Raw genomic sequence first — 15,688 nt, forward strand, 5'->3', positions numbered from 1 at the left:
GCGTCACCGGCACCGATCGCCATCGCGTACCGCGGCCATGAAGGCCGCCATGCGCGAGACATCCTTGATGCCCGGTGCGGCCTCGATACCGCCGGAGACATCGAGTGCGAAGGGCGCGACCGCCGTGATGGCCTCGGCGGCATTGGCCGCGCTCAGGCCTCCGGCGAGGATAACAGGTTTTGCCAGGCTTGCGGGGATCCGCGACCAGTCGAAGGTCTCGCCGGTCCCCCCCGGCACGCCGGGCCGGTAGGCATCGAGCAGCAGCGCCCGGGCCCCGGCGTAGCGCTCGGCGGCGGCGCCAGGATCGAGGTCGTCGCGCATGCGCAGGGCCTTGATCCAGGGGCGCCCGGCGGCGGCACACGCCTCGGGGGACTCGTCGCCGTGGAACTGCAGCAGGTCGAGGTGGGGCGCGCAGCGGGCGATCCACGCCGGCTCGGCATCGACGAACAGCCCCACCCGGGTGACGAAGGCCGGTACCCGCGCGACGAGCTCGGCCAGCCGCGCCTCGTCGATGGCGCGCCGGCTGCCCGGCCAGAGCACGAAGCCCAGGGCATCGGCCCCCGCGGCCACCGCGGCATCCACGTCTTCGACCCGGGTCAGGCCGCAGAACTTCACCCGCGTGCGTCCGCTCATGTGGCCTCCCGTTCGACGGCCGCCACCGGCCAGCCGCGACGAAACTCGACCATGGGGCAGTCCGGCAGCGGTCGCTCGCCGGTCCACTCCCCCAGGAAAGCCAGCAGGTTAGGACCCAGCGGCTCGCGCGGCAGCCCCCAGTGGTCGTCGTACAGGGAGTCGACGAAGTGCAGGCCGCAGGCCGGGGCGGTGACGTCGGCAAGCCGCCGGTTCTTCAACGCCATCAGCTCGCTCAGGTAGTCATCGCCACGCTCGCCACGGCCCACGGTGACCAGGGCGCCGACGATGTTGCGGATCATATGGTGCAGGAAGGCGTTGCCCTGGACGTCGACCACCACCAGCGGACCGTGGCGGTGCACCTCGATGAAGTGCAGGTGGCGCCAGGGAGTCTTCGACTGGCAGCCGGCGGCCCGGAAGCTCGAGAAGTCGTGCTCACCCACCAGCGCCTGGGCGGCGCGGTGCATGGCAGCGGCGTCCAGGGGGTCACGACACCAGGTCACGTTGGCACGCTCGAGCACCGGGCGGCTCGGCTGATTGAGCAGCACATAACGATAGCGGCGCGCCAGGGCCTTGAAGCGCGAGTGGAACGCATCGGGCACCTCGGTGACCCAGCGCACGGCGATGTCGCGGGGCAGGTTGGCGTTGGTGCCGAAGACCCACGCCTTTTCGGAGCGCGACACCGGGGGATCGAAGTGGATGACCTGGCGCGTAGCGTGGACACCGGAGTCGGTGCGACCGCTGGCATGGACACGAACCGGGTGGCCGGCCACCCGGGCCAGGGCCTGCTCCAGCGAGGCCTGTACCGAGGGGGAGTGCTTGAGGAACTGCCAGCCACAGTAGGCACTGCCGTCATATTCCACCCCCATGGCCAGGCGTCCGGTCATGGGGGTGCGTTCGTCGAGGTGGTGGAAGAGGGTCATGCGGTGATCAGGCATCCAGTCGTCTGAGCAGCGCCAGGGCCTCGTCGCGAATCGCCGGGTCGTCGCTGCGACTCAGCTCATCGAGCAATTCGCGGGCCCGCCCGGATTCGCCGGCCTCGACCAGGCGATGAGTCTCGGCCAGGGGCTCGGCAGCGCTCATGGAAAAACCACCATTATCCGCCTGCAGTGGCGGGAAGGAAACCTCCTCGACGTCCCAGTCATCGGCAAGCGGGCGCACGCCGGGCCCCTCTCCGGCATCGCCACGCGGCAGGCTCGCCCCCTCGTCGAAGCCGGCCCCCTTCTCGGCCACGCCCAGGCCTTCGGTAGTGAAATCGACGCTCGGCTGCATGGGCATCTCCTCGCGGGTGGGCGTGGAGTCATCGAGGCTGGGCGGACGGTAGTCGATCACCTCGCGGCCATCATCGAGGCGCCGGGTGGCCACCTCGGGCAGCGGGGAGGCTTCTTCCGGTTCCTGCTCCTGCTCCTGCTCCTGCTCCTGCTCTGCTTCAGGGTAAAGCTCCGGCTCCCGCTCCAGCCCCTCCATGGCGCCGGGGGCCGCCGTGGCCTCGGGGGGTGTCGACGCCGTGGCCAGCGGTGACGCCCGCTCGGCGGCGGGACCGGCCTCATCGTCGGCACCCTGCTCACCGGCCCTGTCTGCGGCGGCATCATCGGTGGCCTCCGGGCGGCGGTATGGCGAGGCATCACCGGGCGACGCCGAAGGCTCATGATCGGCCAGCATCGAGGCACCCGTCTCGGCTGCCGGATCCTCCGCATCGGCATCGGACGGCTCGTCGAAGAGTCGCGGCGGGAAGGCGGCCGCTTCACCGAAGTCGGCGCGCTCGCCCCGCGGCTCGGGATCGACGCGGCCCGGCTCCCCGGCGGCGAGCCCGTGGCGTGCCATCATCCCCTCGGCCTCCTCGATCACCGCCGGGTTGCCACCCTCGCGCAGGGTGGCCAGCTCACGCTGGGCGGCCTCGCGGCTGCCCTGCTCCAGGTGGACACCGAGCAGCTTGAGACGCAGGTCGTCCCGCTCGGGCTCACGGGCCAGGTTCGCGTCCAGCAGTTCCCGCGCCTGGTCGTAACGACCGTAGGCGATAAAGATATCGGCCTCGTTGATCGCCTCCGCCTGGGGCAGGCTGGCACGCACCGAGGCATCGTCACGCGCGGCGTCGGCGGCAGGCAGGCCGTCGGTCGTCGATGCCGAGGGCCCTACCGGCGAGGCCGCCCCCGGGATGGCGACGCGCACCGCCCCCCCTTCCGGCGAGGCGCCCTCCTCTCTGCCGCGCCGCCGGCGCACCGCCAGCCACAGCGCGAGCAGCGCAGCCAGGCCGGCTCCCCCCAGCATCAGGTTACGATCCAGCGCTCCCGGGTAGAGCCCGCCCCACCAGGGCGTCTCCTGCTCGCCGCCGGGCGCGGCATCCAGCCCACCGCCGCCGGGAGCGTCGGCGCCACTGCCGCCGGCCGTCAGCGTGGCGAGCTGGTCACGCAGCGCCGCCAGCTCATCCCGCATCTCGCCGAGATCCTGCTGCAGTTCGTCGCGCTCCGCCTGAACCGCCTCCAGCTGGGCCTGGCTCTGCTGCCAGCGGTTTTCCAGGCGCAGCAGGCGCTGATCCTCGCTGAGGCCACCCTCGCCGTAGAGCACCTCGAGCCATTCGGGGTCGATCTCGACCCGCGGGGAGGCCTCGCCGCCGGCCTGCTCCGGGAACGGGTCGGCACCGCCCTCCCCCTCACCGGCCGCCTCGCCCCCGGCGGGACTAGCGCCATCGACACCCAGGGCCTCGGCGGCCAGCACCTGCTCCGCCGCCAGCTGGGCATCGGTCAGCAGGGTCAGGCGTGGCTCGGCAGCAGTCTCATCGACTGCCTGTGGCTCGCCCTGAGCGGCATCCTCGCTGGACGCCACTGCATCTGTTTCCTCGGCGGCGGAAGCCCGGTCCTGCGGGGATGTATCCGGCGCGGTGGCCGCCACACTCGTCGCCGCCGAACCGTCCGAGCCACCCAGCGGCACGCGAGCCGGGACGCCGCTCCCGCGATTGGCCCAGGCCTGGTTCATGGCGCTGACGGTGCGGTCGGCGTCTGCTTCCGAGCGCTCGGTGATGGTAGCGCGATCGGGTACCGCCAGGGTGATGCCGGCACGCATGGCGTTGATGTTGCCGGAGGGGAAGGCCTCGGGGTTGGCCGCCACCAACGCCACCATCATCTGGTTCATGCTGATGCCACTATCCGGCCTCAGGCGGCCGGCCACTCCCCAGAGGGTGTCGCCGCTGCGCACCCAGGCGGGGTCCCGGTTCGTGGTGGCGGCCGGACGGGGTGACGGCGAGGTGGCGGCTGACGTCGCCTGCCGATCCGGCTGAGCCGTCCTGGAGGATGCCGCCACCTGTCGGCTGCCGGTCACCAGTGCCGGCATCTCGGCATAGTTGGGGGGATCGAGCAGCAGTGTCACCTCTCGCACCTGCTGACCCGTGGGCCAATCGAAGCGCAGCAACAGATCGAGCCAGGGCTCGCGCACCGGCCGCTCGGTGGTGAGGTCGACGACCAGACGCCCCTGGCGTCGCTCCACCGCCAGCCTCACGCTGGCGGCGAGCGGCGTGCGTGAGAGACCGGCGGCGGCATAGGCCCGATCGTCGGCCACCGAGACGTTGAGCAGGCCGGGCTGGATGCCACCGGCATCCACCAGGGGAACCGAGGCGCGCAGTGGCGCATTGAGGGTCGAACGCACTTCCGCCTCTCCGAGCCCCAGGGCCAGCGCCGTGGAGCTGGTGGCAGAGAGCGAGAGCAGCATGGCGAGTGTCAGCTTGCGTTTCATGAGATTCCCTTGCAGACGGCGGCGAGCCTGACGCGTCACTCAGCCGAGGCGAAGCCGTTATGTCATCTTCTTCTTACCGCCTATGTATCATAAATCTGCTACCGCTGCGCCCGTGAACATCATCCGGGCGCCTTGCCCTTCAACGTAAGCCATTGATCCTGACGTGACGAATTCACCGCTCACGAACAGACAACGGGGCGCCCCAAGGGGCGCCCCGTTGTCGAACGACCGCCGGCACGCGGCGCGATTACTGCTGCCTGAGAATCGCGATCATGCGCTTGAGCGGCTCGGCGGCTCCCCACAGCAGCTGGTCGCCGACGCTGAAGGCGGAGAGGTACTCACCGCCCATGGCCAGCTTGCGCAGGCGGCCCACCGGAACGCCGAGGGTGCCGGTCACGGCGGACGGCGTCAGGTCGCGGATGGTGGCCTCCTTGTCGTTGGGCACCACCTTGACCCAATCGTTGTGCCTGGCCAGACGATCCTCGATCTCATCGATGGGAACGTCCTTCTTGAGCTTGATGGTGAAGGCCTGGCTGTGGGAGCGCATGGCACCGATACGCACGCAGAGGCCATCGATGGGGATGGGGTTGTCCTGGAGGCCAAGGATCTTGTTGGTCTCCACGCTGCCCTTCCACTCCTCGCGGCTCTGGCCGTTGTCGAGCTTGGTGTCGATCCACGGCAGCAGGCTGCCGGCCAGCGGCGCGCCGAAGTTGTCGGTGGGGAACTCGCCCGAGCGCATCGCCGCGGTGACCTTGCGGTCGATATCGAGGATGGCGCTGGCGGGGTCGGACAGCTCGTCGGCCACGCTGTCACGCAGGCCACCCATCTGGTTGAGCAGCTCGCGCATATGCTTGGCGCCGGAGCCGGAGGCCGCCTGGTAGGTCATGGAGGTCATCCACTCGATCATGTCGGCCTCGAACAGCCCGCCCAGGCCCATCAGCATCAGGCTGACGGTGCAGTTGCCACCGACGAAGGTCCTGGCGCCGCGGGCCAGCTGGGCATCGATGACGTGACGGTTGACCGGGTCGAGCACGATGGTGGCGTCATCCTCCATGCGCAGGGTGCTGGCGGCATCGATCCAGTAGCCCTTCCAGCCCCCCTGGCGCAGGTCGGCGTAGACCTTCTTGGTGTAGTCGCCGCCCTGGCAGGTGACGATCACATCCAGCGCCTTGAGCGCGTCGAGGTCGAAGGCATCCTTGAGCGGCGGCACGTCCACACCCACGTCGGGGCCGGCCTGACCGACCTGGGAGGTGGTGAAGAAGACCGGCTCGATGCCCTTGAAGTCTCCATCCTCCACCATGCGCTGCATGAGTACCGAGCCCACCATGCCGCGCCAACCGACGAAACCGACTTTCAACATGTGAAGTCCTCCAGAAATCGAATGTGGGACATATTATACAGAAACCGGGCCCGCCTCGCAGGCGGGCCCAGTAACGACTCAGGGCTATCGCTCTTCGTGGGAGCGCAGATTCTGCGCGATGGCGCCGGCAGGCGCCCTTGTACCACCGCAATCGCCGATAAATCGGGCTCCCACAATAATCGAGATCAGAGCGCCTCGAAGGCGGCCAGCACCGCATCTCCCATCTCGATGGTGGAGACGGTGCGCGTGCCCTCCGAGGCAATATCGGCGGTTCTCAGGCCGTCGTCCAGCACCTTGCCCACCGCCTCCTCGATCCGCTTGGCCAGGGTCGGCGCGTCCAGGGAGTAGCGCAGCATCATGGCCACCGAGAGGATGGTGGCTAGCGGGTTGGCGACGCCCTGGCCGGCGATGTCCGGGGCGCTGCCGTGGCAGGGCTCGTACATCCCCTGGCCACTCTCGTTGAGCGAGGCGGAGGGCAGCATGCCAATGGAGCCGGTGAGCATGGCGGCGGCATCCGAGAGGATGTCACCGAACATGTTGCCGGTGACCACCACGTCGAACTGCTTGGGGGCACGCACCAGCTGCATGGCGGCGTTATCGACGTACATATGGGAGAGTTCGACGTCGGGATACTCCGGCGCCAGGCGCTCCATCACCTCGCGCCACAGGATGGTGACCTCGAGCACGTTGGCCTTGTCCACGCTGCACAGTTTCTTGTTGCGCTTCTGGGCCATCTCGAACGCCACCCGGCCGATGCGTTCGATCTCGCTTTCGGAGTAGACGTAGGTGTTGAAGCCGACACGCTCGCCGTCACGCTCCTCGATGCCGCGGGGCTGACCGAAGTAGATGCCACCGGTGAGCTCGCGCACGATCATGATATCGAGGCCGGCGACCAGCTCGCGCTTGAGGCTGGAGGCCTCGGCCAGCTGCGGGTAGGTGATGGCCGGACGCAGGTTGCCGAACAGGCCCAGCTGCTTGCGAACGCCGAGCAGCCCCTTCTCGGGCCGCTTGGCGAGGTCCTCGATCCGGTCCCACTTGGGACCACCCACGGCACCCAGCAGGATGCCGCGGGCCGCCCTGGCCTTCTCGAGGGTCTCCGCGGGCAGCGGCTCGCCATGCACGTCATAGGCGGCGCCGCCCAGCAACCCCTCCTCGATCTCGACATCCAGGCCGCGGGCCTGGCAGGCGGCCAGGATGCGGCTGGCCTGGGCGGTGATCTCTGGGCCGATGCCGTCACCCGGCAGTACCAGAATCTTCTGAGTCATAACTTCTTCCTTGTCAGGTTACCGCCGGACTCGCAGCGGGGCGCCGGGGGCAGGCCGAAGAGGAGGTCCTACGCCAGGGATGGCGTCGGTAGCGCCCAGGGATGGGTTCACAGCGCCTCCTCGCAGGCCTGCCGCCGGATCAGCCCCGCATCCAGGCGGCAAGATCGTGAGAGTGTCAGGCCTGGGCGCTATCGCGGAACAACCAGGGGCGCGCGGCGCGGTGCTTCGCCTCGAAGGCGCGGATGGCGTCCTCATCCTGCAGGGTGATGCCGATGTCGTCGAGACCCTCGAGCAGGCAGTGCTTGCGGAAGGCGTCCACCTCGAACTCGATGACCTCACCCGAGGGCGTGGTGATGCGCGACTTCTCCAGGTCCACGTCCAGGGCATAGCCTTCGCTGGCCGCCGCCTCCAGGAACAGCCGCTCCACTGTCTCCTCGGGCAGGGTCACCAGCAGCAGGCCGTTCTTGAAGGCGTTGTTGTAGAAGATGTCGGCGAAACTGGGGGCGATCACCACCCGGAAGCCGAAGTCTTCCAGCGCCCAGGGGGCGTGCTCGCGGGAGCTGCCGCAGCCGAAGTTGCGGCGCGCCAGCAAGACGCTGGCGCCCTGGTAGCGCGGCTGGTTAAGCACGAAATCGGGGTTCAGCGGGCGCTGCGAGCAGTCCTGGCCCGGGTAGCCCTCATCCAAGTAGCGCAGCTCGTCGAACAGGTTGACGCCGAAGCCGGTGCGCTTGATCGACTTGAGGAACTGCTTGGGGATGATCAGGTCGGTGTCGACGTTGGCCCGATCGAGGGGGGCGACGAGACCTGCGGTGCGTTCGAACTTCTTCATGATTCAGGCCTCCTCTACCTGGGTGTCGTCGTTGGCCGCCAGCTGACGCACATCCACGAAATGGCCGGCAATGGCGGCGGCGGCGGCCATGGCCGGGCTGACCAGGTGGGTGCGACCCCCATAGCCCTGGCGCCCCTCGAAGTTGCGGTTGGAGGTGGAGGCGCAGTGCTCGCCGGCACCCAGCTTGTCGGCGTTCATGGCCAGGCACATGGAGCAGCCCGGCTCGCGCCATTCGAAGCCCGCCTCGATGAACACCTTGTCGAGGCCCTCCGCCTCGGCCTGGCGCTTCACCAGGCCGGAGCCCGGCACCACCATGGCCAGCGTGATGGAGTCGGCCACCTTCTTGCCGCGCGCCACCTTGGCCGCCTCGCGCAGGTCCTCGATGCGCGAGTTGGTGCAGGAGCCGATGAACACCTTGTCGAGGCGGATATCGGTGATCTTCTGCTTCGGGGCCAGGCCCATGTACTGAAGCGCGCGGGTGTAGCCGTTGCGAACGGTGTCATCATCCTGCTCGGCGGGGTCGGGGACCTCGCCGGAGACGCCGGTCACCATCTCGGGACTGGTGCCCCAGCTGACCTGGGGCTCGATCTCGGCGGCATCCAGCACCACCACCTTGTCGAACTCGGCGGCGTCGTCGGAGACGAGCCCACGCCAGTCGGCCACCGCGGCCTCCCACTGCTCGCCCGTCGGCGCGTAGTGGCGATCGCGCAGGTAGTCGATGGTGGTGTCATCCACGGCGATCAGGCCGACCCGGGCACCGGCCTCGATGGCCATGTTGCACACCGTCATGCGGCCCTCCATGGAGAGGCCCTGGATGGCGCTGCCGGCGAACTCGATGGCGTAGCCGGTGCCGCCGGCGGTGCCGATCCGGCCGATGATGGCCAGCACCACGTCCTTGGCGGTGACGCCGGTGCCGAGCTGGCCCTCGACGCGCACCTGCATGTTCTTCATCTTCTGGGCCAGCAGGCACTGGGTGGCCAGCACATGCTCCACCTCGGAGGTGCCGATGCCGTGGGCCAGGGCGCCGAAGGCACCGTGGGTGGCGGTATGGGAGTCACCGCAGACCACGGTCATGCCCGGCAGGGTGGCGCCCTGCTCCGGCCCCACCACGTGGACGATGCCCTGGCGGGGGTCGTTGATCTTGAACTCCTCGATGCCGAACTCGCCGCAGTTGTCGTCCAGGGTCTGCACCTGGATCAGCGACACCGGGTCCTTGATGCCGGCGTTGCCCTCGGCACGCTCCTTGAGGGTGGTGGGCACGTTATGGTCCGGGGTCGCCAGGTTGGCATCCAGGCGCCACGGCTTGCGACCCGCCAGGCGCAGGCCCTCGAAGGCCTGGGGCGAGGTCACCTCGTGGAGCAGCTGGCGGTCGATGTAGATCAGCGCGGTGCCGTCATCGCGCTCCTTGACGAGGTGCTGCGACCACAGCTTGTCGTAGAGTGTCTGGCCTGCCATATCGTTCTCCCGGGCCCTGGGCCCTGCCTGTCATGTCCGGTCTTGGGGTTGCGCCACCGACGCGGCTTTCCCGGCGGCAGACCTCCAAGGAGGCGCTGTGAATACGTCCCTGTACGCTACCGATGCCATCCTTGGCATAGGACCTCCTTTGCGGTCTGCCCCCGGCGCCGCTGCTGCGGAATGCACCGCGCGGGGCTCGGCGTTGGCGCTATGCGAGCAGTTTCCCGCCCCTCGCCCATAAAATCAATTCATGTTATTTATGTTACGCATTCCCAATTGGAATTCATAATGGAGGCGTCGTGGATACCCAGAGCCTGCAGGCCTTCCTCGCCGTGGCCGACAGCGGCAGCTTCTCCCGCGCCGCCGAGCAGCTGCACCTGACCCAGCCGGCGGTGAGCAAGCGCATCGCCGTGCTCGAAGGCCAGGTCGACGCCCGGCTGTTCGACCGCATCGGCCGGCGCGTCACCCTCACCGAGGCCGGACGCGTGCTGCTGCCCCGCGCCCGCGAGATCCTGATGATGGTCAACGACAGCCGTCGGGCGCTGGGCAACCTGGCGGGGGCGGTGGGCGGCAACCTGACCCTGGCCACCAGCCATCATATCGGCCTGCACCGCCTGCCTCCCCTGCTCAAGGCCTATACCCGGGCCCACCCCGAGGTGCGCCTCGACCTGCACTTCCTCGACTCCGAGGAGGCCTACCAGGGGGTGCTGGATGGCTCCCTGGAGATCGCCGTGGTGACCCTGGCGCCGCATCCGCACGCCCAGCTCGAGGTGGTACCGCTGTGGGTCGACCGCCTCTGCTTCGTGTGTGCCCACGACCACCCGCTGGCAGGCCGAGGGCGACTGGGGCTCGACGAGCTGTGCGACTTCGACGCCGTGCTGCCCGGACCGCTGACCTTCACCCGCGGCCTGATCGAGGCGCGTTTCGAAGCCGCCGGCCTGCACCTGCCGGTGGCGCTCTCCACCAACTATCTCGAGACCCTGAAGATGATGACCGCCATCGGCCTGGGCTGGAGCCTGCTGCCGGAGCGGCTGGTGGCCGATGAGCTGCATGAGCTCGAGGTCGACCAGCCGCCGATCCACCGTCCCCTGGGTTACCTGGTGCACCGCAACAGGACGCTCTCCAACGCGACCCGGGCCATGCTCGAGCAGCTCGAGGCGGCACGCGAACCGGACGCGCGGTCGCTGTCTCGCGGAATTGGTTAGACTGCTCACTTGACCGCCAGGAGCCTCTCGACGTGCCCCACTCCACTTCCCTTCCAACGCCGCTGCGTCATGTCTTCGCCGGCGGCCTGATCCTGACCGGCCTGGTGCTGCAGGTCATGCGCCTGGCCGGGCTGCCCGTGGCGCTGCCGGTGGTCAGCGTCGCCTTTTGGCTGGCGGTGGGCCTGCTGTGGCCGGACCTGCGTCGGGGCAATCGCCGCCAGGCACTCGCCCTGGCCGGCGTGGGGGTCGCTCTGCTGCTTGCCGCCGCGCTGTTCCACGACGCCGAGATCGCCTGGGGTCATCTGCTGGACGGCAACGTTTACGTGGTGGCCATGCTGGTGGGGGTGAGCTTCATCGGCCTGATCGGCACTCATCGGGGGCATGCGCCGCCCCCCGGCAGCGCGCTCACCGGCCCACGCGGTACCGCCGGCACCTGGATCGGGGTGCACCTGCTCGGGGCGATCCTCAACCTCTCCACGGTGTTCATGGTCGGCGACCGCCTGCGTCGCCATGGCGAGCTCTCCCTGCCGCAGCTGCTGGCCCTCAATCGCGGCCTCTCCAGCGCCGCGCTGTGGTCGCCCTTCTTCGCCTCCATGGGGGTGGTGATGACCCTGGCGCCGCAGATGAACTATGCCACCATCCTCGCCTTCGGCCTGCCCCTGGGGCTGGCCGCCGGCACCCTGTCGCTGCTCGACCTGTCACGACGCTTCGATCTGGACACGGTGGCGGGCTACTCGCTGTCGCCAAGGAGCCTGCTGATGCCGGTGGCCATGGCGAGCCTGGTGATGCTGTTCCACTACGGGCTAACCCCGTGGCTCTCCATCGTCAGCATCATCACCTTCCTGCTGCCCGGTGTGGCGCTGGCCAGCAACCTGCCCCGCGGCCCGCGCTGGACCCTGCAGCGGGTGCGTGGCCATGCCCTGGAGCGACTGCCGGCGATGCGCGGCGAGATCTCACTGTTCCTGTGTGCCGGGCTGCTCACCCAGGGGCTATCGGCCTACATCACCGCCGCCACGGGCAGCGACTGGCAGCTGTTCGAGCGCTTCGCGGCCCCCCAGGCCATCGCCAGCTTCCTGGCCATCGTGGCCAGCGCCGTCGTCGGGTTGCATCCGATCATCGGCGTCTCGGTGCTCGCCTCGATGCTGGAACTGCCGGGCGAGCGCCAGACACTGTTCGCCTTCGTCGCCCTGGCCGCCTGGGCGGTGGGCACCTCGGTGGGACCACTCTCCGGCATCAACCTCTCGCTGCAGGGGCGCTATGGGGTCAGTGGCACGCGCATGATGCGCCACAACCTGGGCTATGCCGCCGCCCTCTCCGCGCTGGTGGTGTCAGGCATCGTGCTGCTCGACGCCTGGCTTTGACGGCCTACTGCGACACCCGCCGGAAGTAGCGATGGCCACACTGGTGACAGGGTTCGATACGCGTCATCTCGGGCAGCTCCACCTCGGCGTCGCAGTGCACGCAGGCCAATCGGCCGGGTACCGCCATCTCGCCCTCGCAGTAGTCGGCGCGTGCCGCCTCGAGATCCTCCTCGAAGCGCTCCCGCTCCACCACGCTGCGGTCGGCGATGGAGAGCAGAGACTCGCTGACCTTGCGTGACAGCGCCGAGAGATCGATGCCGAGCCAGGCCGCCACGCCCTCGCCGCCGGCGCTCAGGTAGCGGCGCATGTCCTTGAGGTCGCGCTCCACCCAGGCGCGCAGCAGGGCGAGTTCGTCCCTGGTGAACTCCTCGAGCTCGGACTCGAACTCCACCGCATCGTCCAGCTCCTTCTGCAGGTTCTCCCAGGTCAGCTCATGGGCGCCCTCGCGAAGGCGATCCAGCATCCGCTCGTAGCCGTCCCTCAGGCGATGGTCCTGCGGTTCCTTGGGGTCTGTCTCACTCATGATGCTCTCCTCATGTGCGGATAGGGCGCGCCTGCCGAACGTAGCCGGGCGACGCCGTGCTGGGGTATCCTCTGCCTACCATTTAGACGACTTCCCGCCGTCAGTTCAACGCCTTGTCGCCAGCATGCACAGGGAACATGACGCCGGACAAGCCATACGAGCGTGCGCCGCCGGCGCGCCGAACCGACATCCAAGGTACCCGTTGACAGCGATGGACGCACAGTACAAGCCCCAAGAGATCGAACGCGACGCCCAGCAGTTCTGGGACAAGAACCAGTGCTTCAAGGCGGTGGAGGATGCCAGCCGCGAGAAGTTCTACTGCCTGTCGATGTTCCCCTACCCCAGCGGCAAGCTGCACATGGGGCATGTGCGCAACTACACCATCGGCGATGTGGTCTCGCGCTACCAGCGCATGCAGGGCAAGAACGTGCTGCAGCCCATGGGCTGGGACGCCTTCGGCATGCCGGCCGAGAACGCGGCGATCCAGAACCGGGTGCCGCCCGCCGAGTGGACCTACGCCAACATCGACTACATGCGCAACCAGCTCAAGGCGCTGGGCTTCGCCTATGACTGGAGCCGCGAGTTCGCCACCTGCGACCTGGACTACTATCGCTGGGAGCAGTGGTTCTTCGCCAAGCTGGTCGAGAAGGGGCTGGTCTACAAGAAGATGTCCACGGTCAACTGGGACCCCGTGGACCAGACGGTGCTCGCCAACGAGCAGGTGATCGACGGTCGCGGCTGGCGCTCCGGCGCGCCGGTGGAGCGCAAGGAGATCCCGCTGTGGTTCCTGCGCATCACCGACTACGCCGAGGAACTGCTGGCCGACCTCGAGAACATCGAGTGGCCCGAGCAGGTCAAGACCATGCAGCGCAACTGGATCGGCAAGTCCCGCGGCGTGGAGCTTTCGTTCGACATCAAGACCGCCGACGGCACCGCCTGCGAGCCGCTCTCGGTCTACACCACCCGCCCCGACACCCTGCTGGGGGTCACCTACGTAGCGGTGGCCGCGGACCACCCGCTGGCCAGACAGGCCGCCGAGAGCAACTCGGCGCTTTCCGCCTTCCGCGAGGAGTGCGCCCAGGGCGGCACCTCCGAGGCCGAACTGGCCACCCGCGAGAAGAAGGGCATGCCCACCGGCCATGTGGCGGTGCACCCGCTCAGTGGCCGCGAGGTGCCGGTGTATGTGGCCAACTTCGTGCTGATGGAGTTCGGTACCGGTGCGGTGATGGCGGTGCCCGCCCACGACCAGCGTGACTGGGAGTTCGCCACCAAGTACGGCCTGCCCATCGAGGCAGTGATCGCCGATGCCAATGGCCAGGCCCCGGACCTCTCCGCGGGCGCCCATGACGAACACGGCACCCTGATCCACTCCGGCGAGTTCGACGGCCTCGACTTCGAGGCGGCCTTCGATGCCATCGCCGCCAGGCTCGCCGAACTCGGCCGCGGCGAGGTCAAGACCAACTATCGCCTGCGCGACTGGGGCGTGGCTCGCCAGCGCTACTGGGGCGCGCCGATTCCGGTCAAGTATGGCCCCGAAGGCCAGACCGCACCGCTCTCCGACGCGGAGCTGCCGGTAGCGCTGCCCATGGAAGTCACCGTGGATGCCACCGGCTCGCCGCTCAAGCGCATGCCGGAGTTCTCCGAACTGGGCGACGGCTGGGTACGCGAGACCGATACCTTCGACACCTTCATGGAGTCCTCCTGGTACTTCGCGCGCTTCTGCTGCGCCGACAACCGCGAGGCGATGCTTGATGAGCGTGCCGACTACTGGCTACCGGTGGACCTCTACATCGGCGGCATCGAGCACGCTATCCTGCACCTGCTCTACGCACGCTTCTTCACCAAGCTGATGCGCGACCTGGGCCTGGTCAACGTCGATGAGCCCTTCCAGCGCCTGCTCACCCAGGGCATGGTGATCGCCGAGACCTTCTACCGGGAGCTGCCCAACGGCGGCAAGCAGTGGTTCAATCCCGCCGACGTCGAGGTCAAACGCGACGACAAGGGGCGCCCGATCAGCGCCGTGCTGATCGAGGACGGCCAGCCCGTGGCGATGGGCGGCATCGAGAAGATGTCCAAGTCGAAGAACAACGGCGTCGACCCCCAGTCGATGATCGACCGCTTCGGGGCCGACACCGTGCGCCTGTTCATGATGTTCGCCGCCCCGCCGGAGCAGTCTCTGGAGTGGTCCGACGCCGGCGTCGAGGGCGCCCACCGCTTCCTCAAGCGCCTTTGGCGCCTGGTCGGCGAGCACCTCGAGGCGGGCGAGCCCGGTAGGCTCGACACGGCCGCCCTCAACGATGCCCAGCGCGAACTGCGCCGCAAGACCCACGAGACCGTCCGCAAGGCGGGCGACGACATCGGCCGGCGCACCACCTTCAACACCGCCATCGCCGCGGTGATGGAGCTGACAAACGCTATCGGCCAGTTCCACAAGCAGAGCGATGCGGCCTCGCCCCTGGACCTGGCCGTGGCGCGCGAGGCGGTGGAGGCCTGCGTGCTGCTGCTCGCCCCCATCACCCCCCATGCCTGCCATGCACTGTGGTCGGCGCTGGGACACGCGGAGCCGGCGATCGACGCCCGCTGGCCGGGGGTCGACGAGAGCGCCCTGGCCCGCGACAGCATCGAGCTGGTGGTACAGGTCAACGGCAAGCTGCGGGCACGCATCGAGGTAGCCGCCGATGCCGACAAGGCCGCGGTCGAGGCCGAGGCCTTCGCCGCCGAGAACGTCCAGCGCCACACCGAGGGCAAGACGGTGCGCAAGGTGATCGTGGTGCCGGGCAAGCTGGTCAATATCGTGGTGGGCTGATGCCGCCACGACACAGGGAGCGACCCATGCAGCGACGCACCTTCCTTACCCTGGGCCTCGTCGGCGGTGCCGGCCTGGCCCTCGCCGGCTGCGGCTTTCGCCTGCGCGGCCTCGACACCCCCTCGGCACCGCTGAGTGAGCTCGCCCTGGCGGGACCCGACAGCGACCTGGCGCGGCTGGCCGAACGGCGCCTGACGGCCGCCGGCACCCAGGTGCATGACGGCGCCGGGCTGACCCTCAACCTGGGAGCGCCCGTGTTCCGCCAACGCCGCCTGAGCGTGCTGAGCTCGGGCCCCCGCGACGAGGAGATGCGCCTCGTCGCGCCCTTCTCCGTGCAGCGAAACGATGGCGCCTACCTGCTCGACCAGCAGCGACTCGAGGTCAGCCGCATCTACAGCGTGGACGATGGCGATCTGCTGGGCCGCGAGGAGCGCCGCGAGGAGACGCGCGAGGAACTGCTCGAGGAGGCCGTCCGACAGCTGATGGAGCGACTGCGCTCACTATAGATTCCAAAACTTGAGATACCGG

12 protein-coding genes are annotated in these 15,688 nt (G+C 68.7%); 4 read left to right on the forward strand and 8 right to left on the reverse strand.

Annotated elements, in window-relative coordinates; all coding sequences use genetic code 11:
• Window positions 1-3: 3 nt before the first annotated feature.
• From RAN53_RS02640 to leuC, 7 genes are all read right to left on the reverse strand, one after another.
• Window positions 4-633: a phosphoribosylanthranilate isomerase gene (locus RAN53_RS02640; protein WP_305795267.1), complete on the reverse strand. Its 630-nt coding sequence runs from the start codon at window positions 631-633 to the stop codon at window positions 4-6.
• Window positions 630-1,553: a tRNA pseudouridine(38-40) synthase TruA gene (gene truA, locus RAN53_RS02645; protein ID WP_305795452.1), complete on the reverse strand. Its 924-nt coding sequence runs from the start codon at window positions 1,551-1,553 to the stop codon at window positions 630-632. The genes RAN53_RS02640 and truA overlap by 4 nt, the downstream gene beginning before the upstream one ends.
• A gap of 7 nt (window positions 1,554-1,560) precedes the next feature.
• Window positions 1,561-4,356 carry a FimV/HubP family polar landmark protein gene (locus RAN53_RS02650; protein ID WP_305795268.1) on the reverse strand — a complete coding sequence of 932 codons (2,796 nt, stop codon included), beginning with the start codon at window positions 4,354-4,356 and terminating at the stop codon, window positions 1,561-1,563.
• A gap of 247 nt (window positions 4,357-4,603) precedes the next feature.
• Window positions 4,604-5,716, reverse strand: a complete 1,113-nt coding sequence (gene asd / locus RAN53_RS02655; RefSeq protein WP_305795269.1) for an aspartate-semialdehyde dehydrogenase — start codon at window positions 5,714-5,716, stop codon at window positions 4,604-4,606.
• 185 nt (window positions 5,717-5,901) lie between these two features.
• A complete protein-coding gene (leuB, locus tag RAN53_RS02660) occupies window positions 5,902-6,981 on the reverse strand; it encodes a 3-isopropylmalate dehydrogenase (protein ID WP_305795270.1) in 1,080 nt (359 codons plus the stop codon).
• Between the two features lie 175 nt (window positions 6,982-7,156).
• A complete protein-coding gene (gene leuD / locus RAN53_RS02665) occupies window positions 7,157-7,810 on the reverse strand; it encodes a 3-isopropylmalate dehydratase small subunit (protein ID WP_305795271.1) in 654 nt (217 codons plus the stop codon).
• Between the two features lie 3 nt (window positions 7,811-7,813).
• Complete coding sequence (leuC, locus tag RAN53_RS02670; RefSeq protein WP_305795272.1) at window positions 7,814-9,265, reverse strand: 3-isopropylmalate dehydratase large subunit; 1,452 nt, start codon at window positions 9,263-9,265, stop codon at window positions 7,814-7,816.
• 299 nt (window positions 9,266-9,564) lie between these two features.
• Between leuC and RAN53_RS02675 the strand changes: the two genes are divergently transcribed.
• Together RAN53_RS02675 and RAN53_RS02680 are read left to right on the forward strand one after the other, a co-directional pair.
• A complete protein-coding gene (locus RAN53_RS02675) occupies window positions 9,565-10,470 on the forward strand; it encodes a LysR family transcriptional regulator (RefSeq protein WP_305795273.1) in 906 nt (301 codons plus the stop codon).
• 116 nt (window positions 10,471-10,586) lie between these two features.
• Complete coding sequence (locus RAN53_RS02680) at window positions 10,587-11,831, forward strand: hypothetical protein (protein ID WP_305795453.1); 1,245 nt, start codon at window positions 10,587-10,589, stop codon at window positions 11,829-11,831.
• A gap of 4 nt (window positions 11,832-11,835) precedes the next feature.
• On the opposite strand, the gene RAN53_RS02685 is transcribed toward RAN53_RS02680, so the two are convergent.
• A complete protein-coding gene (locus tag RAN53_RS02685; RefSeq protein WP_305795274.1) occupies window positions 11,836-12,354 on the reverse strand; it encodes a zinc ribbon-containing protein in 519 nt (172 codons plus the stop codon).
• A 211-nt stretch (window positions 12,355-12,565) separates the two neighbouring features.
• On the opposite strand from RAN53_RS02685, the gene leuS reads away from it, so the two are divergent.
• Complete coding sequence (leuS, locus tag RAN53_RS02690; RefSeq protein ID WP_305795275.1) at window positions 12,566-15,160, forward strand: leucine--tRNA ligase; 2,595 nt, start codon at window positions 12,566-12,568, stop codon at window positions 15,158-15,160.
• A 26-nt stretch (window positions 15,161-15,186) separates the two neighbouring features.
• Window positions 15,187-15,666: an LPS assembly lipoprotein LptE gene (lptE, locus tag RAN53_RS02695; RefSeq protein ID WP_305795276.1), complete on the forward strand. Its 480-nt coding sequence runs from the start codon at window positions 15,187-15,189 to the stop codon at window positions 15,664-15,666.
• The last annotated feature ends 22 nt before the right edge of the window (window positions 15,667-15,688 follow it).

It is taken from the genome of Halomonas sp. SSL-5 (genome assembly GCF_030708455.1).
Lineage (GTDB): Bacteria > Pseudomonadota > Gammaproteobacteria > Pseudomonadales > Halomonadaceae > Halomonas.

Bases quoted from the DNA above. Each gene is read 5' to 3' on its own strand.
- RAN53_RS02640 (WP_305795267.1), bottom strand. From the start codon at position 633: ATGAGCGGACGCACGCGGGTGAAGTTCTGCGGCCTGACCCGGGTCGAA.
- truA (WP_305795452.1), bottom strand. From the start codon at position 1,553: ATGACCCTCTTCCACCACCTCGACGAACGCACCCCCATGACCGGACGC.
- RAN53_RS02650 (WP_305795268.1), bottom strand. From the start codon at position 4,356: ATGAAACGCAAGCTGACACTCGCCATGCTGCTCTCGCTCTCTGCCACC.
- asd (WP_305795269.1), bottom strand. From the start codon at position 5,716: ATGTTGAAAGTCGGTTTCGTCGGTTGGCGCGGCATGGTGGGCTCGGTA.
- leuB (WP_305795270.1), bottom strand. From the start codon at position 6,981: ATGACTCAGAAGATTCTGGTACTGCCGGGTGACGGCATCGGCCCAGAG.
- leuD (WP_305795271.1), bottom strand. From the start codon at position 7,810: ATGAAGAAGTTCGAACGCACCGCAGGTCTCGTCGCCCCCCTCGATCGG.
- leuC (WP_305795272.1), bottom strand. From the start codon at position 9,265: ATGGCAGGCCAGACACTCTACGACAAGCTGTGGTCGCAGCACCTCGTC.
- RAN53_RS02680 (WP_305795453.1), top strand. From the start codon at position 10,587: ATGCGCCTGGCCGGGCTGCCCGTGGCGCTGCCGGTGGTCAGCGTCGCC.
- RAN53_RS02685 (WP_305795274.1), bottom strand. From the start codon at position 12,354: ATGAGTGAGACAGACCCCAAGGAACCGCAGGACCATCGCCTGAGGGAC.
- leuS (WP_305795275.1), top strand. From the start codon at position 12,566: ATGGACGCACAGTACAAGCCCCAAGAGATCGAACGCGACGCCCAGCAG.
- lptE (WP_305795276.1), top strand. From the start codon at position 15,187: ATGCAGCGACGCACCTTCCTTACCCTGGGCCTCGTCGGCGGTGCCGGC.